The 20,877-nt window shown below is 63.7% G+C and carries 22 protein-coding genes; 10 read left to right on the top strand and 12 right to left on the bottom strand.

Annotation, left to right across the window (positions count from 1 at the left end):
• Positions 1-15 precede the first annotated feature (15 nt).
• The 3 genes from rnk to cyaY form a co-directional block, all read right to left on the bottom strand.
• A complete protein-coding gene (gene rnk, locus IF690_RS28835) occupies positions 16-429 on the bottom strand; it encodes a nucleoside diphosphate kinase regulator (RefSeq protein ID WP_007926672.1) in 414 nt (137 codons plus the stop codon).
• A gap of 147 nt (positions 430-576) precedes the next feature.
• Complete coding sequence (locus IF690_RS28840) at positions 577-807, bottom strand: DUF1289 domain-containing protein (protein ID WP_202698353.1); 231 nt, start codon at positions 805-807, stop codon at positions 577-579.
• A gap of 4 nt (positions 808-811) precedes the next feature.
• Positions 812-1,144: an iron donor protein CyaY gene (gene cyaY / locus IF690_RS28845; protein WP_023967860.1), complete on the bottom strand. Its 333-nt coding sequence runs from the start codon at positions 1,142-1,144 to the stop codon at positions 812-814.
• A gap of 239 nt (positions 1,145-1,383) precedes the next feature.
• Between cyaY and lptM the strand changes: the two genes are divergently transcribed.
• The 6 genes from lptM to IF690_RS28875 are packed head-to-tail and all read left to right on the top strand — an operon-like array spanning position 1,384 to position 5,970.
• A complete protein-coding gene (lptM, locus tag IF690_RS28850; RefSeq protein WP_007926668.1) occupies positions 1,384-1,536 on the top strand; it encodes an LPS translocon maturation chaperone LptM in 153 nt (50 codons plus the stop codon).
• A 9-nt stretch (positions 1,537-1,545) separates the two neighbouring features.
• On the top strand, positions 1,546-2,793 hold the full coding sequence (gene lysA, locus IF690_RS28855) for a diaminopimelate decarboxylase (RefSeq protein WP_202698354.1): 1,248 nt from the start codon (positions 1,546-1,548) through the stop codon (positions 2,791-2,793).
• 4 nt (positions 2,794-2,797) lie between these two features.
• Positions 2,798-3,628 (top strand): diaminopimelate epimerase, encoded by an 831-nt coding sequence (gene dapF / locus IF690_RS28860; RefSeq protein WP_016703183.1) that lies wholly within the window; start codon positions 2,798-2,800, stop codon positions 3,626-3,628.
• Between the two features lie 13 nt (positions 3,629-3,641).
• Positions 3,642-4,367: a DUF484 family protein gene (locus IF690_RS28865; protein ID WP_009051448.1), complete on the top strand. Its 726-nt coding sequence runs from the start codon at positions 3,642-3,644 to the stop codon at positions 4,365-4,367.
• Between the two features lie 2 nt (positions 4,368-4,369).
• Positions 4,370-5,266 carry a tyrosine recombinase XerC gene (xerC, locus tag IF690_RS28870; RefSeq protein ID WP_038574777.1) on the top strand — a complete coding sequence of 299 codons (897 nt, stop codon included), beginning with the start codon at positions 4,370-4,372 and terminating at the stop codon, positions 5,264-5,266.
• A complete protein-coding gene (locus IF690_RS28875; protein ID WP_202698355.1) occupies positions 5,266-5,970 on the top strand; it encodes an HAD family hydrolase in 705 nt (234 codons plus the stop codon). The genes xerC and IF690_RS28875 overlap by 1 nt, the downstream gene beginning before the upstream one ends.
• Before the next feature lie 102 nt (positions 5,971-6,072).
• Here the strand turns inward: IF690_RS28875 and sutA are convergent, their stop codons facing one another.
• The 4 genes from sutA to glnK form a co-directional block, all read right to left on the bottom strand.
• Positions 6,073-6,396 carry a dormancy-specific transcriptional regulator SutA gene (gene sutA / locus IF690_RS28880; RefSeq protein ID WP_023967855.1) on the bottom strand — a complete coding sequence of 108 codons (324 nt, stop codon included), beginning with the start codon at positions 6,394-6,396 and terminating at the stop codon, positions 6,073-6,075.
• A gap of 102 nt (positions 6,397-6,498) precedes the next feature.
• Positions 6,499-6,924, bottom strand: a complete 426-nt coding sequence (locus tag IF690_RS28885) for a secondary thiamine-phosphate synthase enzyme YjbQ (RefSeq protein ID WP_016703180.1) — start codon at positions 6,922-6,924, stop codon at positions 6,499-6,501.
• Between the two features lie 210 nt (positions 6,925-7,134).
• Positions 7,135-8,472 carry an ammonium transporter gene (locus IF690_RS28890; RefSeq protein ID WP_023967854.1) on the bottom strand — a complete coding sequence of 446 codons (1,338 nt, stop codon included), beginning with the start codon at positions 8,470-8,472 and terminating at the stop codon, positions 7,135-7,137.
• A gap of 35 nt (positions 8,473-8,507) precedes the next feature.
• Positions 8,508-8,846 (bottom strand): P-II family nitrogen regulator, encoded by a 339-nt coding sequence (gene glnK / locus IF690_RS28895; protein WP_002555808.1) that lies wholly within the window; start codon positions 8,844-8,846, stop codon positions 8,508-8,510.
• Positions 8,847-9,263: 417 nt separating this feature from the next.
• Here glnK and IF690_RS28900 point away from each other — a divergent pair, with 417 nt between their 5' ends.
• Both IF690_RS28900 and IF690_RS28905 read left to right on the top strand, forming a co-directional pair.
• Entirely contained in the window at positions 9,264-9,524 is a 261-nt protein-coding gene (locus IF690_RS28900) for an accessory factor UbiK family protein (RefSeq protein ID WP_087087570.1), read from the top strand.
• 188 nt (positions 9,525-9,712) lie between these two features.
• On the top strand, positions 9,713-11,206 hold the full coding sequence (locus IF690_RS28905) for a YifB family Mg chelatase-like AAA ATPase (RefSeq protein ID WP_202698356.1): 1,494 nt from the start codon (positions 9,713-9,715) through the stop codon (positions 11,204-11,206).
• Between the two features lie 6 nt (positions 11,207-11,212).
• Here the strand turns inward: IF690_RS28905 and IF690_RS28910 are convergent, their stop codons facing one another.
• Positions 11,213-12,427: an aldose 1-epimerase family protein gene (locus tag IF690_RS28910; protein WP_202698357.1), complete on the bottom strand. Its 1,215-nt coding sequence runs from the start codon at positions 12,425-12,427 to the stop codon at positions 11,213-11,215.
• Between the two features lie 103 nt (positions 12,428-12,530).
• Positions 12,531-13,106, bottom strand: a complete 576-nt coding sequence (locus IF690_RS28915; RefSeq protein ID WP_202698358.1) for a TetR/AcrR family transcriptional regulator — start codon at positions 13,104-13,106, stop codon at positions 12,531-12,533.
• A gap of 114 nt (positions 13,107-13,220) precedes the next feature.
• Here IF690_RS28915 and IF690_RS28920 point away from each other — a divergent pair, with 114 nt between their 5' ends.
• A complete protein-coding gene (locus IF690_RS28920) occupies positions 13,221-14,144 on the top strand; it encodes an ABC transporter six-transmembrane domain-containing protein (RefSeq protein WP_202698359.1) in 924 nt (307 codons plus the stop codon).
• A gap of 97 nt (positions 14,145-14,241) precedes the next feature.
• Here IF690_RS28920 and IF690_RS28925 read toward each other — a convergent pair whose 3' ends face one another.
• Together IF690_RS28925 and IF690_RS28930 are read right to left on the bottom strand one after the other, a co-directional pair.
• Positions 14,242-16,218 (bottom strand): methyl-accepting chemotaxis protein, encoded by a 1,977-nt coding sequence (locus IF690_RS28925; RefSeq protein WP_202698360.1) that lies wholly within the window; start codon positions 16,216-16,218, stop codon positions 14,242-14,244.
• Positions 16,219-16,407: 189 nt separating this feature from the next.
• A complete protein-coding gene (locus tag IF690_RS28930; RefSeq protein ID WP_202698361.1) occupies positions 16,408-17,328 on the bottom strand; it encodes a LysR substrate-binding domain-containing protein in 921 nt (306 codons plus the stop codon).
• 157 nt (positions 17,329-17,485) lie between these two features.
• Between IF690_RS28930 and IF690_RS28935 the strand changes: the two genes are divergently transcribed.
• Complete coding sequence (locus IF690_RS28935) at positions 17,486-18,895, top strand: NorM family multidrug efflux MATE transporter (RefSeq protein ID WP_202698362.1); 1,410 nt, start codon at positions 17,486-17,488, stop codon at positions 18,893-18,895.
• 42 nt (positions 18,896-18,937) lie between these two features.
• Here the strand turns inward: IF690_RS28935 and IF690_RS28940 are convergent, their stop codons facing one another.
• On the bottom strand, positions 18,938-20,611 hold the full coding sequence (locus IF690_RS28940) for a putative bifunctional diguanylate cyclase/phosphodiesterase (RefSeq protein ID WP_202698363.1): 1,674 nt from the start codon (positions 20,609-20,611) through the stop codon (positions 18,938-18,940).
• Between the last annotated feature and the right edge of the window lie 266 nt (positions 20,612-20,877).

Consider the following 20,877-nt stretch of genomic DNA (forward strand, 5'->3'; position numbering starts at 1 on the left):
CACAGAGGCGCCTAATCAGAGGTGAAAGTCGCCAGCCGCTTCGGGCTGGTATTCCACTTCCAGCAGGGTCAGCTTCAGGGTCTTGCCGCCCGGCGCCGGCCAGTCGATGTACTGCCCGACCTGCAAGCCGAGCAAGGCGCTGCCCACCGGCGCCAGGATAGAGATCCGGCCTTCGTCGGCGTTGGCGTCCTGTGGATACACCAGGGTCAGGTGATAGTCCTTGCCACTGCCCTCTTCGCGGCAATGCACACGCGAATTCATGGTCACGACACCGGGCGGGACTTCATCGTGGCCCACCAGGGTTTCGGCGCGATCCAGCTCGGTCTGCAACGCAATGACGCCAGGCAGCGTGTCGTCCAGGCTGTCGATCAGGCGCTCCAGACGCTGCACGTCGAGGCGGGTGAGAATGATGGAAGGTGCGGTGCTCATGATCCAGGCAGACTCCTTTTTTCGGCACAAAAAAGCAAAACCCCGTCCAGATAAGACGGGGTTTTCACCGGCCCCGATGTGGCGAGGCGTAACCGGACACTACCACAGCAGCACAAATAAACAAGCCGCCGGGCATTTGTGCCGGGGCTAGCCCATGCCGGGCGCCGCCCGCTTGCGCTCCAGCGCCTGGCGACAGATGACGCGCCGACGCTCATCGTCCGCCGAGCGCCATTCGCGAATGTCTTCGACATGCCGGAAACAGCCCTTGCAGACCTTTTCCTCGTCCAGCCGGCACAGGCTGACGCAGGGCGAGGCCACGGCCGGGCTGACATTGCTGTACAACGGTTTGGGCGGGCGCACCGGGGCGGTTGGCGTCACGGTCTCAGAGCCCTTCGAACTCGAGCTTGATGTCGGCCTGCTCGAGGACGATGCGCTCGAGCATTTCGCCCAGCTGCTCTTCGCTCTTGTCGCACATCCAGCGTTCGCTTTCTTCGTCGTAGTCGAAGTGGAAGCCACCGGAGCGCGCGGCCAGCCACAGCTGACGCAGTGGTTCCTGGCGGCTGAAGATCACCTGGCTACCGTTTTCGAACTTGACGGTGAGCACACCGGCGGAGCTCTCCAGATCGATATCCAGGTCACTCTCCTCGAAAATGTCCTCCAGCGCCTGCTGGGTGGCATCGACCAGGTCGTGGAAACGGGCTTCAGTCAAACTCATTGCGGGAACCTCGAAAAGTGTCTACTCACGCTCAAGCGCCGCAAGATACGGACGCATCCGGGCGAATGCAAAGGATACCGATCAAGGGCGCGGGCGGCAGAGAAAATATCCCCGCGGCCGCCGCGCCCAACGCCTGCGCCCGGGGCAAAGGCCCGCCGGACGGGTGTTCCAGCGCATAGGCAAGCCGTCGGGTGGCCGGTATACTCGGGCGCAATTAACGCATTCTCAAGGATTTCGCCATGAAGCGCCTGATCTCTTCCCTTGCTGCGCTCGTCGCGGTTGCCTGCCTTGTCACTGCCTGCGGTCAAAAAGGCCCGCTGTATCTTCCCGATGACAGCAAATCCCCTGAAGACCAAGGTCACTCGCAGTCGCACAAGCACGACACCAACTAAGGGAACCCCATGGACGCTTTTAACTACCGCGACGGGCAGCTGTTCGCGGAAGGTGTAGCGTTGTCCGCCATTGCCGAACGCTTTGGCACGCCGACCTACGTCTATTCCCGAGCGCATATCGAAGCGCAGTACCACGCGTACGCCGATGCCCTCGCCGGCATGCCGCACCTGGTCTGCTTCGCGGTAAAGGCCAACTCCAACCTGGGTGTACTGAATGTCCTGGCGCGTCTGGGCGCCGGTTTCGACATCGTCTCCCGCGGCGAGCTGGAACGCGTCCTGGCAGCTGGTGGCGCGGCCGACAAGATTGTCTTCTCCGGTGTCGGCAAGACCCGCGACGACATGCGTCGTGCCCTGGAAGTCGGCGTGCACTGCTTCAACATCGAGTCCAGCGACGAGCTGGAGCGCCTGCAACAGGTTGCCGCCGAACTCAAGGTTCGCGCGCCGGTCTCGCTGCGGGTCAACCCGGATGTCGACGCGGGCACCCACCCGTACATCTCCACCGGCCTGAAGGAAAACAAGTTCGGTATCGCCATCGCCGATGCCGAAGACGTGTACATCCGCGCGGCCCAGTTGCCGAACCTGGAAGTGATCGGCGTCGACTGCCATATCGGCTCGCAACTGACCACCCTGGCCCCCTTCATCGATGCCCTCGACCGTCTGCTGGACCTGGTCGACCGCCTGGGCGAGTGCGGCATCTACCTGCGCCACATCGACCTCGGTGGCGGCCTGGGCGTGCGTTATCGCGATGAAGAGCCGCCGCTGGCGGCCGACTATGTCAAGGCCGTGCGCGAACGCCTCGACGGTCGCGACCTCGAACTGGTCTTCGAACCCGGCCGCTTCATCGTCGCCAACGCCGGGGTACTGCTGACTCGGGTCGAGTACCTCAAGCACACCGAACACAAGGACTTCGCCATCGTCGACGCGGCAATGAACGACCTGATCCGCCCGGCCCTGTACCAGGCCTGGATGGATGTCAGCGCCGTATGCCCGCGCGATGGCCAGGCCCGTACCTACGACATCGTCGGCCCGATCTGCGAAACCGGCGACTTCCTGGCCAAGGAACGTCAGCTGGCGCTGGAAGAAGGCGACCTGCTGGCCGTGCATTCGGCCGGAGCCTACGGTTTCGTCATGAGCTCCAACTACAACACCCGCGGTCGCGCTGCTGAAGTGCTGGTCGATGGTGAACAGGCTGTTGAAGTGCGTCGCCGCGAGACGGTAGCCGAGTTGTTTGCTGGCGAAAGCCTGCTGCCGGAGTAGAACCATGCTGCTGCGTTTTACCAAGATGCATGGCCTGGGTAATGATTTCATGGTCCTAGACCTGGTCAGCCAGCACGCGCACATCCTGCCCAAACATGCCAAGCAATGGGGCGATCGCAACACCGGTGTCGGTTTCGACCAGTTGCTGATCGTCGAGGCGCCGAGCAACCCGGACGTGGACTTCCGCTACCGGATCTTCAATGCCGACGGCTCCGAAGTGGAGCAATGCGGCAACGGTGCGCGCTGTTTCGCCCGTTTCGTCCTGGACAAGCGCCTGACCACCAAGCGCCAGATCCGCGTCGAGACCAAGAGCGGCATCATCGAACTGGATGTGCGCAACGATGGTCAGATCAGCGTCGACATGGGCGCGCCGCGCCTGGTGCCCGAGCAGATTCCGTTCGTGGCGCCAGCCCAGGCCTTGAGTTACCAGGTCGAAGTCGACGGCCAGACCGTCGAGCTGGCTGCGGTGTCCATGGGCAACCCCCATGCCGTGCTGCGGGTCAACGACATCAACAGCGCGCCGGTGCATGAGCTGGGGCCGAAGATCGAACATCACCCGCGCTTCCCGGCCCGGGTCAATGTCGGCTTCATCCAGGTCATCGACCGTCAGCGCGCGCAGCTGCGTGTCTGGGAACGTGGCGCCGGGGAAACCCAGGCCTGCGGTACCGGTGCCTGCGCCGCCGCAGTGGCCGCGATCAGCCAGGGGTGGATGGATTCGCCGCTATTGATCGACCTGCCGGGCGGGCGCCTGTCCATCGAGTGGGCAGGCCCTGGCCAACCGGTGAAGATGACCGGCCCGGCAGTACGCGTATACGAAGGACAGGTGCGTCTTTGAATGAGCGAAAACCATGACTGATCAGCCTCAGGTTCCAGCCGAACAGCCCGACGAATCTCCTGCCGAAAACCTTGAGGCGGCGGCAATCGCCGCGTATCTGGAGGCTCATCCGGACTTCTTCGTCGAGCATGAAGAACTGCTCCCGGCGTTGCGCATTCCCCATCAGCGCGGTGACACCATCTCGCTGGTGGAGCGGCAGATGAAGATCCTGCGCGAGCGCAACATCGAGATGCGCCACCGGCTTTCGCAATTGATGGACGTGGCCCGCGACAACGACCGGCTCTTCGAGAAGACCCGCCGCCTGATTCTCGCGCTGATGGATGCCAACAGCCTGGAAGACGTGGTGATGAGCGTCGAAGACAGTCTGCGCCAGGACTTCCAGGTGCCTTTCGTGAGCCTGATCCTGTTCAGCGACAGTGCCATGCCGGTAGGCCGCTGGGTCACCGCCGCCGACGCCCAGACCGCCATCGGCGGCTTGCTGACCGAAGGCAAGAGCGTCAGCGGCAGCCTGCGCGAACATGAGCTGGACTTCCTGTTCGGCGAAGAGCAGCGCCAACAGATCGGCTCCAGCGCTGTGGTCGCCATCGCCCATCAGGGCATTCATGGCGTGCTGGCCATTGCCAGCCGCGACCCACAGCACTACAAAAGCTCGGTGGGGACGCTGTTCCTCAGCTACATCGCCGAAGTCATGGGCCGCGTGCTGCCGCGCTTCACTCACTCGCTACGCTCGGTTCGCTGACCATGGAACGACAACTGGACGCCTACTGCGAGCACCTGCGCAGTGAGCGCCAAGTGTCGCCCCATACGCTGCAAGCCTACCGCCGCGACCTGGAAAAAGTGCTGGCCTTCTGCGCCAAGCAGCAGGTTTCCAGCTGGTCCGACCTGGACATCCAGGGCCTGCGCAGCATGATTGCGCGCCTGCACCAGCAGGGCCAATCCTCCCGCAGCCTGGCGCGCCTGCTCTCCGCCGTGCGCGGCCTGTATCACTACCTGAACCGTGAAGGCCTGTGCAATCACGACCCGGCCAATGGCCTGGCGCCGCCCAAGGGCGAGCGTCGCCTGCCCAAGACCCTGGACACCGATCGCGCCCTGCAATTGCTCGATGGCGCGGTGGAGGACGATTTCCTCGCGCACCGCGACCAGGCGATTCTCGAGCTGTTCTACTCCTCCGGGCTGCGTCTGTCGGAGCTGACCAGCCTCGACCTCGAACAGCTGGACCTGGCCGATGGCCTGGTGCAGGTCCACGGCAAAGGCAGCAAGACCCGGGTCCTGCCGGTCGGCAAAAAAGCCCGCGAGGCGCTGCAACTGTGGCTGCCGCTGCGGGCACTGAGCAATCCACCCGATGATGCCGTGTTCGTCAGCCAACAGGGCCGGCGCCTGGGCCCACGGGCGATCCAGCTGCGGGTCAAGGCCGCGGGCGAGCGCGAGCTGGGACAGAACCTGCATCCGCACATGCTGCGACACTCCTTCGCCAGCCACCTGCTGGAATCCTCCCAGGACCTGCGCGCCGTCCAGGAACTGCTGGGGCACTCGGATATCAAGACCACCCAGATCTATACCCACCTGGACTTCCAGCACCTGGCAGCGGTCTACGACAGCGCCCATCCACGGGCCAAACGCAACAAAGGCGGTGAGTAATGACGATCAAGCTGATCACCTTCGACCTCGACGACACGCTGTGGGATACCGCGCCCGTGATCGTCAGCGCCGAAGCCGTGCTGCGCCAGTGGTTGACCGACCACGCCCCGCAGTTGGGCGGCGTTCCGGTGGAGCATCTCTGGGCCATCCGTGAGCGCGTGCTGAACAACGAGCCCGGGCTCAAGTACCGCATCAGCGCCCTGCGCCGCCGGGTCCTGTTTCATGCGCTGGAGGAAGCCGGCTACGACCAGGAGCAGGCCAATGCCCTGGCCGACCAGAGCTTTGAAGTGTTCCTGCATGCCCGGCATCAGCTGGATATCTTTCCCGAGGTACAACCGACCCTGGAAGCATTGGCCAACCACTTCGCGCTGGGCGTGGTCACCAACGGCAACGCCGATGTGCGCCGCCTGGGGCTGGCGGATTACTTCAAGTTCGCCCTGTGCGCCGAAGACATCGGCATCGCCAAGCCCGATGCACGGCTGTTTCACGAAGCCCTGCAACGGGGCGAGGCGACGCCCGACACTGCCGTGCACATCGGAGACCACCCGGGCGACGACATCGCCGGGGCGCAGCAGGCCGGCCTGCGGGCCATCTGGTTCAACCCGGCCGGCAAGACCTGGGAGGCCGAGCGGCTGCCGGACGCGGAAATCCGCAGCCTGACCGAACTGCCAAAGCTGCTGGCGCGCTGGCACAGCGACGCCTGATAGCACGCTAGCGCCCCCCCAACGCAGTACCATCACCCAACAAACGCCCATGAAAAAGCCCGCAGCGACGGCGGGCTTTTTCTGCAAGCAAGTGGCGGGCGCTTAGATAGGCCGGCTACCGTACTTGTTATCAGGCTTCTTGGGCGGATCGGCAACCACATTGGCCTCGACTTCCTGCACTTTACCGCCACGGGCCAGGAACTCCTCCATGGCACGCGCCAGTGCATCACGCTCTTTGTTCTTGGCTTCGACACTCGGCAACTCGTCTACCGAGACGGCAGCCTTGGCCTTGCCTTTGGCGGTCGGGGCAGGAACATCACTGCCATCGTCTTCCACCACATCGTCGGCGGCCGCTTCAAGACCTTCTTCGGTTTCGTCTTCGTCGCCTACTTCGAGGTCGTCGTTTTCCAGATCATCGTCGCTCATGTTCTACCTCATGACTTGCGAAAAGCAGATTAGTTATAGCCCAGCTGAGCCGACTGTCGAAGGCTGCTGGAAAAAAATCAACATCCACTGATAACCAGCGGCTTATGCCTTATCACCGTGCAAGGTGGCAAGGACTTTGCGGGCACCGCCATGATCGCGATGCTCACCCAGATAAACGCCTTGCCAGCTGCCTAACGCCAAGCGACCTGCCGATACCGGCAAGCTCAATTGACAGCCTAGCAAACTGGCCTTGAAGTGCGCCGGCAGGTCATCGGGCCCTTCGTCGTCATGTTCATACCCGGCCATGCCTTGAGGCACCAGGGTATTGAAAAAACGCTCGAAGTCACGACGAACCGCAGGGTCGGCATTCTCGTTGATGGTCAACGAGGCCGAGGTATGCTGCAGCCACAAATGCAACAGACCGACCCGACATGCCTTCAGTTCAGGCAGGCCGGCGAGCAACTCGTCCGTTACCAGATGAAAGCCCCGGGGCCTTGCCCGCAGGGTAATCAGAGTCTGTTGCCACATACAGTTCTCCGCACATTCGGCGCGCATTCTAGCGTGCTCTGGGAAAAAACAAAGTGCCGAATATTCCTCCAATGCTGTAAGTCATTGACCCGAAAAAAAAGCGCTCATCAAACTGGCTGACAAGCTCTGGGAAAAACCTTTCAGCTGTCTCTCAATGACAAAACGCAGACAAAAAAATACCCGGCAAGCCGGGTATTTTTTCAGGCGAAATTACAGGTTGTAACCACGCTCGTTGTGTTGCGCCAGGTCGAGGCCGACCGACTCTTCCTCCTCGGTGATACGCAGCCCGATGACCACATCCAACACCTTGAGGATGATGAAGGTCACGATCGCGGTGTAGATCACCGTGAAGCCTACGCCTTTGCACTGGATCCACACTTGCGCGGCGATGTCGGTCACAGTGCCGAAGCCGCCCAGCGATGGCGCGGCGAACACACCGGTGAGGATCGCGCCGAGGATACCGCCGATACCGTGCACGCCGAAGGCATCCAGGGAATCGTCGTAGCCCAGCTTGCGTTTCAGGGTGGTCGCGCAGAAGAAGCACACCACGCCCGCTGCCAGGCCGATCACCAGGGCGCCCATCGGACCTACGGTGCCAGCGGCAGGCGTGATCGCCACCAGGCCGGCAACCACACCCGAGGCGATACCCAGGGCGCTTGGCTTACCGTGGGTCAGCCACTCGGCGAACATCCAGCCCAGCGCGGCGGCGGCGGTGGCGATCTGGGTCACCAGCATCGCCATGCCGGCGGTGCCGTTCGCGGCGGCGGCGGAACCGGCGTTGAAGCCGAACCAGCCGATCCACAGCATGGCTGCGCCCATCAGGGTGTAACCCAGGTTGTGCGGCGCCATGGGGGTGGTCGGGAAGCCTTTACGCTTGCCCAGCACCAGGCAAGCCACCAGGCCGGCGATACCCGCGTTGATATGCACCACGGTGCCGCCGGCGAAGTCCAGCACGCCCCAGTCCCACATCAGGCCGCCGTTGCCGGACCAGACCATGTGCGCGATCGGCGCGTAGACCAGGGTGAACCAGATGGCCATGAAGATCAGCATGGCGGAGAATTTCATCCGCTCGGCAAAGGCACCGACGATCAGCGCCGGGGTAATGATGGCGAAGGTCATCTGGAAGGTGATGAACACCGCCTCGGGGAACAGCGCCGCCGGGCCGGTCAGGCTCGCCGGGGTAACGCCGGCCAGGAAGGCCTTGCCCATGCCGCCGACGAAGGAGTTGAAATTGACGACGCCCTGCTCCATGCCGGTGGTGTCGAACGCGATGCTGTAGCCATAAATGACCCACAGGATGCTGATCAGACCGGTAATGGCGAAGCACTGCATCATCACGGAAAGAATGTTTTTCGAGCGCACCATGCCGCCGTAGAACAGCGCCAGGCCGGGAATGGTCATGAACAGCACCAAGGCTGTCGAGGTCAGCATCCAGGCGGTGTCGCCGGAATTGAGGACTGGGGCTGCCACTTCGTCCGCCGCCATGGCCAGGCCAGGCATTACGATGGACAGCAGGGCTCCTAGCCCTGCGATTTTACGCAGAGTCATATTGTTTTCTCCTGGGGCGTTGGGTTTGGGGCGGCTTAGATGGCGTCGGTATCGGTTTCGCCGGTACGGATGCGAATAGCCTGTTCCAGATTGACCACGAAGATCTTGCCGTCACCGATCTTGCCGGTGTTGGCGGCCTTGGTTATCGCCTCGATGACCCGATCAAGATCCTTGTCGTCGATGGCGACGTCGATCTTCACCTTGGGCAGGAAGTCGACCACGTACTCCGCGCCGCGATACAGCTCGGTGTGCCCCTTCTGCCGGCCGAAGCCCTTGACCTCGGTAACGGTAATGCCCTGCACGCCGATCTCGGACAGCGACTCGCGCACGTCGTCCAACTTGAACGGCTTGATGATGGCAGTGACTAGCTTCATGAAACTTTCTCCCGAATTGGTGGACTTGCCCCAGGAAAACAAACCCGACTCAAGTCTAAGCGCAGTGCCTGGCTTTGTAACGCATCGTCGGCCTTCCTCGACCAGACCGACGCCAGCTAACCGCTGCTGGCGAAACACTTCCCCGCTCCGCCTGCCGCACTGCATTCGTCACAGCGACTGCATCAGTGCATGGGTCATCAGCGACTAAGCAGAAACCTTGCCATCTCGTGAAAACCCACTGATTTCAGTCCCTTGGCCGCAACCACGGAGACCACTTCGCCATCATCGCCACGGATACGCACAACAACAGTGCGCCACTGCCCGGCGCGATGCGCGAAAAGCGTGCATCCCCGCCTGCCAATTGACTATAGACAGTGCGTGATACACTGCCCGCCATTGTTTTTCAGGACACCTCCCATGCTCGCGCCCAAAGACCTCCTCGATGCCCTGAGCGGCCATGCCGCCCGTCTGTTCAGCGGCGACACACCACTGCCCCGCGCCGAAATCGAAAGCCAGTTCAAGGCCTTGCTGCAAAGCGGCTTCAGCAAGCTGGACCTGGTCAGCCGGGAAGAATTCGACAGCCAGATGGTCGTGCTGGCCCGCACCCGCGCCCGCCTGGAAAGCCTGGAGGCGAAGGTGGCCGAGCTGGAAGCGAAGCTGACACCGTCCGCCGAGTAATCCGCCCTCCTCATCGTGAGCCAGCTTGCTGCTACCCAGGCCATGTCAAGCCTGTGGCAGCGAGCTTGTTCGCACCAGCCCTGCAATAAACGACACATCCTGTCTGCATTCCCCTCTGCCCAATCCATAGCACCTGACTATCCTTCCAAGACCGCAGGAAGCGGCAAGCGCATCTCAAGGAACGAGTCATGTCTCTGGCCATTGTCTACAGCCGTGCCCAGACCGGCGTGCAAGCGCCGTCCGTGTCGGTCGAAGTCCATCTGGCCAACGGCCTGCCGGCCCTGACCCTGGTGGGCCTGCCCGAAGCGGCGGTCAAGGAAAGCAAGGACCGGGTGCGCAGCGCCATTCTCAATGCCGGCTTCGATTTTCCGGCCCGGCGCATCACCCTCAACCTCGCCCCGGCCGACCTGCCCAAGGACGGTGGGCGCTTCGACCTGGCAATCGCCCTGGGCATTCTTGCCGCCAGCGTACAGGTGCCGACCCTGGCCCTGGAGAATGTCGAATGCCTGGGCGAGCTGGCGCTTTCCGGTGCGGTTCGTCCGGTGCGCGGCGTGCTACCGGCAGCCCTGGCCGCGCGCCAGGCCGGACGCACGCTGATGGTGCCGCGGGCGAATGCCGAGGAAGCCTGCCTGGCGTCAGGATTGAAGGTGATCGCAGTCGATCATTTACTGGAAGCCGTCGCCCACTTCAACGGCCATACCCCCATCGAGCCCTATGCCTCGGATGGCCTTCTCTACCAGAACCGGCCCTATCCCGACCTGAATGAAGTGCAGGGCCAACTGGCCGCCAAACGCGCGCTGCTGGTGGCTGCGGCCGGTGCGCACAACCTGCTGTTCAGCGGCCCGCCAGGCACCGGCAAGACCTTGCTGGCCAGCCGCCTGCCCGGCCTGTTGCCGCCGCTGGAGGAACAGGAAGCCCTGGAAGTGGCCGCCATCCAGTCGGTCACCAGCCACATTCCCCTGAGCCATTGGCCGCAACGGCCGTTTCGCCAGCCACACCACTCTGCGTCAGGGCCAGCACTGGTGGGGGGAGGCTCGAAACCGCAACCCGGGGAAATCACCCTCGCCCATCACGGTGTGTTGTTCCTTGATGAGCTGCCGGAGTTCGACCGCAAGGTATTGGAGGTGCTGCGCGAGCCGCTGGAGTCCGGGCAGATCGTCATTGCCCGGGCCCGCGACCGGGTACATTTCCCCGCGCGCTTCCAGCTGGTGGCGGCGATGAACCCCTGCCCCTGTGGATATCTGGGCGAACCCAGTGGCCGCTGCCGCTGCACCCCGGAGCAGATCCAGCGTTATCGCAACAAGCTCTCCGGGCCGCTGCTCGACCGCATCGACTTGCACCTGACCGTGGCCCGGGAAAGCACCGCCCTCAACCCCAAGCCCCAGGCTGGGGATAACACCGCGCAAGCCGCGGCCCTGGTGGCCCGCGCCAGGGAGCGACAACAACGACGCCAGGGTTGCGCGAATGCTTTTCTCAACCTGCCGGGCCTGCGCCGGCATTGCCAGTTATCCACAACCGACGAGCGCTGGCTGGAAACCGCCTGCGAACGCCTGACCCTGTCCCTGCGCGCAGCCCACCGCCTGCTCAAGGTCGCCCGTACCCTGGCGGACCTCGAGCAGGCCGAGCAGATCAGCCGCGAGCACTTGGCCGAAGCCCTGCAGTACCGGCCGGCCGCGAGCTGAGCATGATCATTCCTTGCTCAGGTCCACCAACGGCGTCGGCCGAACTTCGGTCTGCCGGCCACTCTGGATCTGGCTGATCTCGGCCAGGGATTTATCCACAGCCGCCTTGTCGGCCAACAGGCTGTAGCGGATCTGAAATGGCTTGCTCTGCCTGGCCTCGATGGTTGGCACCAGGCCCAGCGGGCGCTGGTAGCGACGGTTGTAGGAGAAACTGGTGCCCGGCTCCAGGCCGGTCACGTAACCCTGGCCCTGGGTATCGGTGTTTTTCCACAGGGAGAACACCGGCAGCTGCCGGGTATTGAAGCCCACCGCAACGCCCAGGCTGCCGGCCTTGTTGTGCAGCACCGCCAGGGTATCGCCCTGGGCATCGGCATAAGGCACCACGTTGTAGACGGTCTCGTCGTAATCCCGGGTCGGGCCGCGGTAGGTCTGCCAATCGGCAAGATCGGCCTTGGCTTTGTCATTGAAGGGCGACACCTGCTTAACCGGTGCAGCGAACTTCGCGCCCTCTTCGAGGAACGGCGTGCTGAAGTTGCTGTGATACAGCGCCTGGTACTCCTTCGGATAGTCGCCATTGTTGGTCAGGGTGTCGTTGAGAGCGAAACTGACGCTGCCCGGCTCGGTCACCAGCTCGGTGGCCACCGAGAAATCGACTTTCTTGAACGCCTGTTCCTTGAGCTCGCCGCGCAGGCTGATGGCGTATGGCGGTTTCTCGTCGATATGCAGGGTGACCTTGTTTGCCGGGATGTTTGCCGCGCGACCGTGCAGGGTCAGCAACTCGCCATTATCCATGCCCGGGTGCCCGACCCACTCGTAGCCGCAGCGGGTCACCAGCTCGTTGAACCCTTCCAGCCAGCCCAGGCCGCCGCGACCGTTAAGCTCGATGAACGCCGGGTTGACCACTTCCTTGACCGGCGAATCCCACCCCATGCGCACCTTGCCGACGGAGGCCTGCAGCACGTTCATGCCACGGGTCGGCACCACCGAGAGCTTCATCGCGCCATTGTCGATATCGACAATGCTCACCCCCTCCTGACGCCCGCCATGCAGGGTGCGCAGGGTCACGGAAAAGGGTTGTTCGGTCTTTACTCCCAGCTGTTGGCTGGTGATATGGAAATCCTGGGCGGCCTTGTCGGTATCGAGCAGGACATAGTCCCAGGCCATGGCGTGGGAAGCAGCGGTGAACGCAGAAAGAGCGACCAGCAGTCTGAGCGGTGTCATGAGGGTGTGCCTTTATTGGAATTGTAGGATTTTTATAACGCCGATGAATCGATTCAGCAACCTAATTTCCACAACCTCTACACACTCGAACACCTCTCCAGGCTCAGCGAATTTTCAATAACAGCTCGACCACTTCCATCACCTCATCCATCGCCGCTGCGGCAGCCTCAGCCGAGGGTCGCAGCAACAGGCCGTCGGCGTAGCCCATGATCTGGGCGAAGATCTGCCGGGCTGCGCGTGCGGGTGATGCGCACTGGAACACCTGGGCCTGCACGCCGGCTTCGATGATGCTGGCGAGCATGGCCTGCCACTGCTCGTCCACCCTCTGGTAGGCCTCGGCCAGCGCGGTGTCGTGCATGGCTTCATCCCAGGCATCGAGCCACAGCGCCCAGCTGTCTTCGGCAGAAACCGGCAAGCAATCGCGCAGGAATCCGTGCAGGGCCTCCAACGGTGGCAAGCCAACCAGGGGCGCGCCTACGGCATCCAGTTGCTCGTTGGCAAAACGCACGAAGGCTTCGCGGCGCAATTCGTTCCAGTCGCTGAAGTAGTGATAGATGTGGCTACGGGACAGGCCGGCGTAGTCCGCCAGGTCGCGAGTGGAAACAGCGGCGAAACCCTTGCTGAGAAACAGCTCCAGGGCGGCGGCGATGATCTGGTCTTTGCGGTCGGTACGGGACATGCGGGCATTACCTCAGGGCACCGATGGATCGATGGCGCTTGCGTTTTGAGCGATCGCTCAAATACCATTGAGCGGTCGCTCAATAATAGCGTTTATCTTCCATCCGGTGCACCCATGTCAGCCGTTACCCCGCAAGTCCTGATCGATGAAAGCAAGAACATCGGCCAGCAATCCGCCAGCCAGACTCTGAAAGCCATTGCCCGCGCCTACCCCGGCAAGCTGTTCTGCACCCTGTCGCTGGTGGCGCTGGAGAATGCGCTGCTGCTGGCCTACCCGCTGTTTGCCGGGTTTGCCGTGGACTCGATCATTCGCGGCGACGCCGCCAGCGCCCTGGTCTATGCCCTGGTGGTCCTGGCGTTCTGGGTGGTCGGGGCCGCGCGGCGGGCGGTGGATACCCGCACTTTCACGCGGATCTACGCCGACCTGGCGGTGCCGGTGATCCTCAACCAGCGCCTGCTGAACCAGAGCACCTCCACCGCCGCGGCGCGGGTGGTGCTGGCCCGGGAGTTCGTCGATTTCTTCGAGAAGCACGTACCGACCATCGCCACCGCGCTGGTCTCGATTGTCGGCGCGGCGGTGATGCTGCTGGTGATCGAACCCTGGCTCGGCCTGGCCTGCCTGGTGGCCTTGTTGCTGTGCATCACCCTGCTGCCGCGCTTCGCCCGACGCAATCAGGAGCTGCATGAGCGCCTCAACGACCGGCTGGAAAAGGAAATCGGCCTGGTGGCCAAGGTCGGCGCCACGTCCCTGCAACGGCACTACCGGTTGCTGTCGCGGCTGCGGATCTGGCTATCGGACCGCGAGGCGGCGGCCTATCTGCTGCTTGGCTCGGCCGCCGCGCTGCTGTTCGTGATCGCCATCAGTCAGCTGGCCCTGACCGAAGGGGTCAAGGCCGGGCATGTTTACGCGGTGATGACCTACCTGTGGACCTTTGTCAGCAGCCTCGATGAAGCGCCGACCATGGTCGATCAACTGGCGCGCCTGCGGGATATCGGCAAGCGGGTAGACCCTGGATTGGGGGAGAAAGCCGAGGAATAAGGCGGTCGGTCTGAGGTGATCGCAGGCAATCGAGCGCCGGCCGGCCGCTCCTACAGATGCCGTAATCCCGTAGGAGTGGGGCTGGCCCGCAATGCTGTCAGCGGAACCGGTCGACCTCCTGGCGCAAGCCCGCCGCCAGCTTCTCCAGTTCCTTGGCGGTGATCGCCAGGTTCGACACTACTTCGCGCTGTTCGCTGTTGGCCAGGGCAATACTTTGCAGGTTGCTGCTGAGCAGGGTCGCGGTGCTGCTCTGCTCCTGGGTCGCGGTGGTGATCGCGGCGAACTGCTGGCCGGCCGAACGGCTCTGCTCGTCGATGCGCGCCAGGGCCGAGGCGACATTGGCATTGCGCGACAGGCCTTCCTGCATCAACACGTTGCCCTGCTCCATGGTGGCGATGGCATTGCCGGTTTCCTGCTGGATGCTGTTTATCATCAACGAAATCTCGTCGGTGGCCTCACGGGTCCGCGACGCCAGGTTGCGCACCTCGTCGGCGACCACGGCAAACCCGCGCCCCTGCTCACCGGCACGCGCGGCTTCGATGGCGGCGTTGAGCGCCAGCAGGTTGGTCTGGTCGGCAATCGCGGTGATCACCCCGACGATGCCGCCGATTTCCTCGGAGCGCTGGCCCAGGGTATTGATCACCGTCGCGGTGCTGTTCAAGGCCCCGGCGATCTGCTCCAGCGAGGCCGAGGCCTCCTCCATCGAGGTACGGCCGATCCGGGTCTGCTGGGTATTTTCCTGGGCCAGGCGTTCGGTGTTGCCCATGTTGTCGGCGATATTCAGCGAGGTGGCGCTGAACTCTTCCACCGCCCCGGCCATGCTGCTGATCTCGCCCGACTGCTGCTCCATGCCCTCGTATGCCCCGCTCGACAACCCGGACAACGCCTGGGCCCGGCCATTGACCTCCTCGGCGGCCTTGCGGATGTGCTCGACCATGGCCGACAGGGCCTGGCCCATCTGGTTGAAGCTGCCCGCCAACTGGCCGATCTCGTCCTGGCTGGAAACATTCAGGCGCGCGCTCAGGTCCCCCTTGCCCAAGGCGTCGGCCTGGCGTACCAGGTCGCCCAAGGGCGCGAGCTTGCTGCGCAGCAGCCAGACCGTGGCGCCCACCGCCAGCAGCATCGCCAACAGACTACCGATGACCAGGCGCGTACCGACGCTCCAGGTCACCGCACGGATTTCGGCTTTCGGCATGCTCGCCACCACCGACCAGGGCCCGCCTTCAAAGGGGACGGCGACGCTGTAGAAGTCCTCGCTCTTGTCGCTCCAGAAGCGCCCCTTGCCCGGCTGCCTGGCCAGTTCGGCAATGGTCGCCCCCGCTTGCTCCAGGGTCTGTACGCCAGCCGGCGGGACCAGCCATTTATGCTGCTCGTCGAGCAACGCCAGGGAGCCGGTCTGGCCGATGCGGAAGCGCTTGAGGTTGTCGAACTGGGCGTTTTGCGCGTCGGTGTAGTCGAAACCGACGAACAGCACCGCGATCACCTTGCCGGCGCTGTCCCGCACCGGCGTGTACTGGGTCATGTACAGGCGCTCGAAGAGCAGCGCACGACCGACATAGCTCTGCCCCGCCATGAGTTTCTGGTAGGCCGGGTGCGCGTGGTCCAGCAGGGTGCCGATGGCGCGACTGCCATCCTGCTTGCTCAGCGAGGTGCTGACACGGATGAAGTCGTCGCCGCTGCGCACGAACACGGTCGCCACGCCAGCGGTCATCTGCTTGAACTCGTCGACTTCCTCGAAGTTGTTGTTCAGCACCACGTCACCCAGATGCAGGCCCGGGGTCTGGGTACCGGCCACGGTCACCGGCTGGTCCGGGTGCAGGCTCAGGCCGCCGCTGAAACGCTTTTCGAACAGCCCGCTCAAGCGCTGGGTACTTTCGCGCAGGGTGCCATGGAAGGTATTGAGCTGGTCGGCCAGCAGCCGGGCCTCACTGGCCAGGTGCTCTTCACGGGTGTCGAGGTTGGCGGCGTCCAGCGAGCGCAGGGCGAAGACGGTACTGCCGCTGATCACGATCGCCAGTACCACGGCGAGTGCGAGACCAAGCTGCGAGGCGATCCGGGCACGAGGTTGAGGCATGACAGCTCCTGGCCGAGAGACCGGATCGTCCTGATCGCGTCACACGCTCGGCAATGGTTCTAATAAGAATGAGATGTCGGAACCGATCAGAACGAAGGTTCCACCTCCAAGGATTCGGCGGCGTCGATCAATACTTGAGCGAGTTGGACGGGTATCGCGCAAGCCCCTTGTCATGAGGCCTTCATCGTTTCAGCCGAGACGCTCTACGTCGGGCAATTGCATGGCACGGACCTCGTTCTGGAGAAAATCGCTGAGACGGCGCAAACGTTCACCTCCAGGCCGGGTCTTGGGCCATACCAGGTAGTAATTCTCACCACTGGCCACCGCCGTCGGCCAAGGCAGGCTCAGGCGCCCCTGGGCCACATCCTCGGCCACCATCAGCAGATCGCCCATGGAAACCCCATAGCCCCGGGCCGCGGCGATCATGCCCAGCTCCAGGGTGTCGAACACCTGCCCGCCCTTGAGCGAGACCTGCCCGGACAGGCCCATGCGCTCCAGCCAGTTGCGCCAGTCCCGGCGATCCGGGGTCGGGTGCAACAACTCGGTGGCGGCCAGTCGCGCCACATCCCACGGCTGATCGTTGAGCAGGTTTGGCGCGCCCACTGGGATCAACAGTTCCGCAAACAGGTAGCTGGCCTCCCAGTCCGGCGGAAAGTGGCCGTTGCTCAGCAGCACCGCGCAGTCGAAAGGCTCCTGGTTGAAGTCCACCGAGTCGACGTCCATCCAGGCGCTGGTCAGTTGCACCTCGTTGCCCGGTTGCAGATGGCGGAAGCGGCTCAGGCGCGCCAGCAGCCAGCGCATGGTCAGGGTCGAGGGCGCCTTCATGCGCAGGATGTCGTCTTCGGCGCGCAAGGTATTGCAGGCGCGCTCGAGGGCGGTGAAGCCTTCGCGGATGCCAGGCAGCAGCAGGCGCGCGGCTTCGGTCAGTTGCAGGTTGCGCCCGCTGCGCTGGAACAGTCGGCAGGCGAAGTGGTCTTCCAGGGTGCGGATATGCCGGCTGACCGCGCTCTGGGTGATCGACAGCTCCTCGGCCGCACGGGTGAACGAGCTGTGTCGTGCTGCGGCTTCAAAGGCACGCAAGGCATACAGGGGCGGAAGACGACGGGGCATGGCAGCACTCCACAGGCGCAATGGCGCCAACTTACCAGAATCCACCCAGCATGAGTTTTAATCATGCTACCAATCGTTTTTATCCCTTTGTGCAAGCCGCCGGGAGCGCCGAGAATCAACCCTCTTAACTGCCTCCCCCGTATCGAGACCGATGACCATGCAGCATCCAGCACGCACCGAACTCTGGGCCATCCTGCGGCTGGCCGGGCCGCTGATCGCCTCGCAGTTGGCGCACATGCTGATGGTGCTGACCGACACCCTGATGATGGCCCGCCTGAGCCCGGAAGCCCTGGCCGGCGGCGGTCTCGGCGCGGCCACCTATTCGTTCGTGTCGATCTTCTGCATCGGCGTGATCGCGGCGGTCGGTACCCTGGTCGCGATTCGCCAGGGCGCCGGCGACATCGAAGGCGCCGCGCGCCTGACCCAGGCCGGGCTCTGGCTGGCGTGGCTGATGGCGCTGGTCGCCGGCCTGCTGCTGTGGAACCTCAAGCCGGTGTTGCTGCTGTTCGGCCAGACCGAAACCAACGTGCAGTCCGCCGGCCAGTTCCTGCTGATCCTGCCGTTCGCCCTGCCCGGCTACCTGAGCTTCATGGCCCTGCGCGGCTTCACCAGCGCCATCGGCCGCGCCACGCCGGTGATGGTCATCAGCCTGGGCGGCACCGTGGCCAACTTCCTGCTCAATTACGCCTTGATCACCGGCATGTTCGGCCTGCCGAAACTGGGGCTGGTGGGGATCGGCCTGGTCACCGCGATCGTCGCCAACTGCATGGCCCTGGCACTGGCCTGGCACATCAAGCGCCACCCGGCCTATGCCGCCTACCCGCTGCGCCAGGGCCTGGTGCGACCCAATCGCCAGTACCTGCGGGAGCTCTGGCGCCTGGGCCTGCCCATCGGCGGCACCTACGCGGTGGAAGTCGGGCTGTTCGCCTTCGCCGCGCTGTGCATGGGCACCATGGGCAGCACCCAGCTGGCGGCGCACCAGATCGCCCTGCAGATCGTCTCCGTGGCCTTCATGGTGCCGGCCGGGATCTCCTACGCGATCACCATGCGCATCGGCCAGCACTACGGCGCCGGGCAGTTGCTGCACGCGCGCATGGCCGGACGGGTCGGAATTGCCTTTGGCGGCGCGGCCATGCTGGGTTTCGCCATGGTGTTCTGGCTGCTGCCGAACCAGTTGATCGGGCTGTTCCTCGACCATGACGACCCGGCCTTTCGCGACGTGATCAACCTGGCGGTCAGCCTGCTGGCGGTCGCGGCCTGGTTCGAGTTGTTCGATGGCACGCAGACCATCGCCATGGGCGCGATTCGCGGGCTCAAGGACGCCAAGACCACCTTCCTCGTGGGCCTGGGCTGCTATTGGCTGATCGGTGCGCCGGCGGCCTGGCTGATGGCCTTCACCCTGGGCTGGGGCGCGACCGGTGTGTGGTGGGGCCTGGCATCGGGGCTGGCGTGCGCCGCCATCAGCCTGACCCTGGCCTTCGAATGGAAGATGCGACGGATGATTCGCCGGGAAGGCGCGGCGCCTGCCGCGCGGGATAACTTCCAGACCGCCCAGGATTCCCTGTAGCGGTAGGAACTCGATGGCTCCTACAGCTACAGCGGGATACCGTCAGCTGACCTCGCCGGCCAGGACCTGCTGGCTTACGCCGAATGTCAGGTACTCCACCAGTTCCGCCAGCGGCAGCGGCTTGCTGATCAGGTAGCCCTGCGCCTGATCGCAACCGAAGCTGCGCAGCAAGGCCAGTTGCTCGGGGGTTTCCACGCCTTCGGCCACCACCTCGAGATGGAGGTTGTGGGCCAGGTTGATCATGGCGTGCACCAGCTTGCGGTTCTCTTCGCGCTGCTCCATGCCGCCGACAAAGCTTTTGTCGATCTTCAGCAGGGCAATCGGCAGGCTGTTGAGGTGCACGAAAGACGAGAACCCGGTGCCGAAATCGTCCAGGGAAAACCGCACCCCCAGCCGGCCCAGCGCGTCCATGGTCTGCTTGACCAGGTCGCTGCGGCGCATCACCGCGGTTTCGGTCAACTCGAATTCCAGCCATTGCGCCTCGACACCCCGCTCGGCAATCAGCCGGCTGAGGGTCGACAGCAACTGGCTGTCCTGGAACTGGCGGAACGACAGGTTGACCGCCATGTGCAACGGCACCAGGCCGCGCTCGCGCAGGGCCTGCATGTCGCGCAACGCCCGGGAAATCACCCAGTAGCCCAACGGCACGATCAGGCCGCTCTGCTCGGCCAGCGGCACGAACTCGCTCGGCGGCAACAGCCCGCGCTCGCCGTGGCGCCAGCGCACCAGGGCCTCGAGGCCGACGATCTGCCCGTCATGCAGGTTCAGGCGCGGCTGGTAGTGCAGTTCCAGTTCGTCGCGGCGCAAGGCCCGGCGCAGTTCGCTTTCCAGGTCGGCGAGGCTGCGGGCATTGCGGTTGATGCGTTCGTTGAAGATATGAAAGGTACAGCCCTGGGTACTCTTGGCCTGCTGCATGGCGATGTGCGCGTGCCACATCAGCGGGTCGGCGCCGGCATTCGCCCTGGCGTGGGCGATGCCCAGGCTGCAACCGATCAACAGGCTTTCGCCATCGATCCAGTACGGCTCGGCCATGACTTCGGCGATACGCTCGGCCATCCACTCGGCGCGTTGCGGCGCCCGGCGGGTGTCGATCAGCAGGGCGAACTCGTCGCTGCCCAGGCGCGCCAGCTGGTCCCCGGCCTCAAGCTGGCTCTTGAGCCGCGAGACCACTTGCAGGATCAATCGGTCGCCGGCCTGGTGGCCCAGCGCATCGTTGGCATGCCGGAAGTTGTCCAGGTCCAGGTGCCCCAGCGCCAGTCCGCGCCCTTCGTTTTCCGCCAGGCGCGCCGCCAGCAGGGTCTGGAAACCCTGGCGGTTGGCGATGCCGGTCAAAGGGTCCTGCTCGGCCAAGCGCAACAGGGTGCTTTCCAGCACCCCGCGCTCACGCACATGGCGCAGGCAGCGGCGCACCGTATCGGTACTGAGGTTTTTATTCACCAGCCAGTCGCTGGCACCGGCTGGCGTGTTCAGCGGCTCCTGCTCCAGCAGCAAGACCGTGGGCAGGCTGCAACGACCGGGAGCCGGTTGCAGTTGGGGAACGGTTAACAGAATCACAGAGCGGTCTTCGTCGAACAGACGGCTGACAGATTCCCAGGTCGGTGCACTGATCAGCACCACCGAGTCTCCCAACGGAGCGAGACACTCGCGCAACAACGCTGCCCACGCCGGCTCTTCGGCCAGCAGCAGCAAGCGCAAGGGTTCGACAGGCTTGGACAAGCTAGCTCCCTAGACTCTGTAATAGAAGTTGGCGGCGGGCATTATGACGCGTAGATAAACAATGACAAATGGAATTGATTATCAAACGCAATTTCTTGTGCCGCTCTAACTCGAACATTAGACGCATATTCAGCGCGCATCCTGAGGGAAAGTATCAAAACCGGCAAATTTAGATAGCGTGCTGCGTCACAAGTCGGAGAGAGCAGCAGAATCCGCCCATCCTGTTAAAATGCCCGCCCATTTCGTTACAGACCCCTTTTTTCGTC

It is taken from the genome of Pseudomonas sp. SK3(2021) (assembly GCF_016772375.1).
GTDB classification, from domain to species: domain Bacteria; phylum Pseudomonadota; class Gammaproteobacteria; order Pseudomonadales; family Pseudomonadaceae; genus Aquipseudomonas; species Aquipseudomonas chlororaphis_I.

Coding starts and splice junctions, on each gene's coding strand:
- rnk (WP_007926672.1), bottom strand. CDS start 429: ATGAGCACCGCACCTTCCATCATTCTCACCCGCCTCGACGTGCAGCGT.
- cyaY (WP_023967860.1), bottom strand. CDS start 1,144: ATGAGTTTGACTGAAGCCCGTTTCCACGACCTGGTCGATGCCACCCAG.
- lptM (WP_007926668.1), top strand. CDS start 1,384: ATGAAGCGCCTGATCTCTTCCCTTGCTGCGCTCGTCGCGGTTGCCTGC.
- lysA (WP_202698354.1), top strand. CDS start 1,546: ATGGACGCTTTTAACTACCGCGACGGGCAGCTGTTCGCGGAAGGTGTA.
- dapF (WP_016703183.1), top strand. CDS start 2,798: ATGCTGCTGCGTTTTACCAAGATGCATGGCCTGGGTAATGATTTCATG.
- IF690_RS28865 (WP_009051448.1), top strand. CDS start 3,642: ATGACTGATCAGCCTCAGGTTCCAGCCGAACAGCCCGACGAATCTCCT.
- xerC (WP_038574777.1), top strand. CDS start 4,370: ATGGAACGACAACTGGACGCCTACTGCGAGCACCTGCGCAGTGAGCGC.
- IF690_RS28875 (WP_202698355.1), top strand. CDS start 5,266: ATGACGATCAAGCTGATCACCTTCGACCTCGACGACACGCTGTGGGAT.
- sutA (WP_023967855.1), bottom strand. CDS start 6,396: ATGAGCGACGATGATCTGGAAAACGACGACCTCGAAGTAGGCGACGAA.
- IF690_RS28885 (WP_016703180.1), bottom strand. CDS start 6,924: ATGTGGCAACAGACTCTGATTACCCTGCGGGCAAGGCCCCGGGGCTTT.
- IF690_RS28890 (WP_023967854.1), bottom strand. CDS start 8,472: ATGACTCTGCGTAAAATCGCAGGGCTAGGAGCCCTGCTGTCCATCGTA.
- glnK (WP_002555808.1), bottom strand. CDS start 8,846: ATGAAGCTAGTCACTGCCATCATCAAGCCGTTCAAGTTGGACGACGTG.
- IF690_RS28900 (WP_087087570.1), top strand. CDS start 9,264: ATGCTCGCGCCCAAAGACCTCCTCGATGCCCTGAGCGGCCATGCCGCC.
- IF690_RS28905 (WP_202698356.1), top strand. CDS start 9,713: ATGTCTCTGGCCATTGTCTACAGCCGTGCCCAGACCGGCGTGCAAGCG.
- IF690_RS28910 (WP_202698357.1), bottom strand. CDS start 12,427: ATGACACCGCTCAGACTGCTGGTCGCTCTTTCTGCGTTCACCGCTGCT.
- IF690_RS28915 (WP_202698358.1), bottom strand. CDS start 13,106: ATGTCCCGTACCGACCGCAAAGACCAGATCATCGCCGCCGCCCTGGAG.
- IF690_RS28920 (WP_202698359.1), top strand. CDS start 13,221: ATGTCAGCCGTTACCCCGCAAGTCCTGATCGATGAAAGCAAGAACATC.
- IF690_RS28925 (WP_202698360.1), bottom strand. CDS start 16,218: ATGCCTCAACCTCGTGCCCGGATCGCCTCGCAGCTTGGTCTCGCACTC.
- IF690_RS28930 (WP_202698361.1), bottom strand. CDS start 17,328: ATGCCCCGTCGTCTTCCGCCCCTGTATGCCTTGCGTGCCTTTGAAGCC.
- IF690_RS28935 (WP_202698362.1), top strand. CDS start 17,486: ATGCAGCATCCAGCACGCACCGAACTCTGGGCCATCCTGCGGCTGGCC.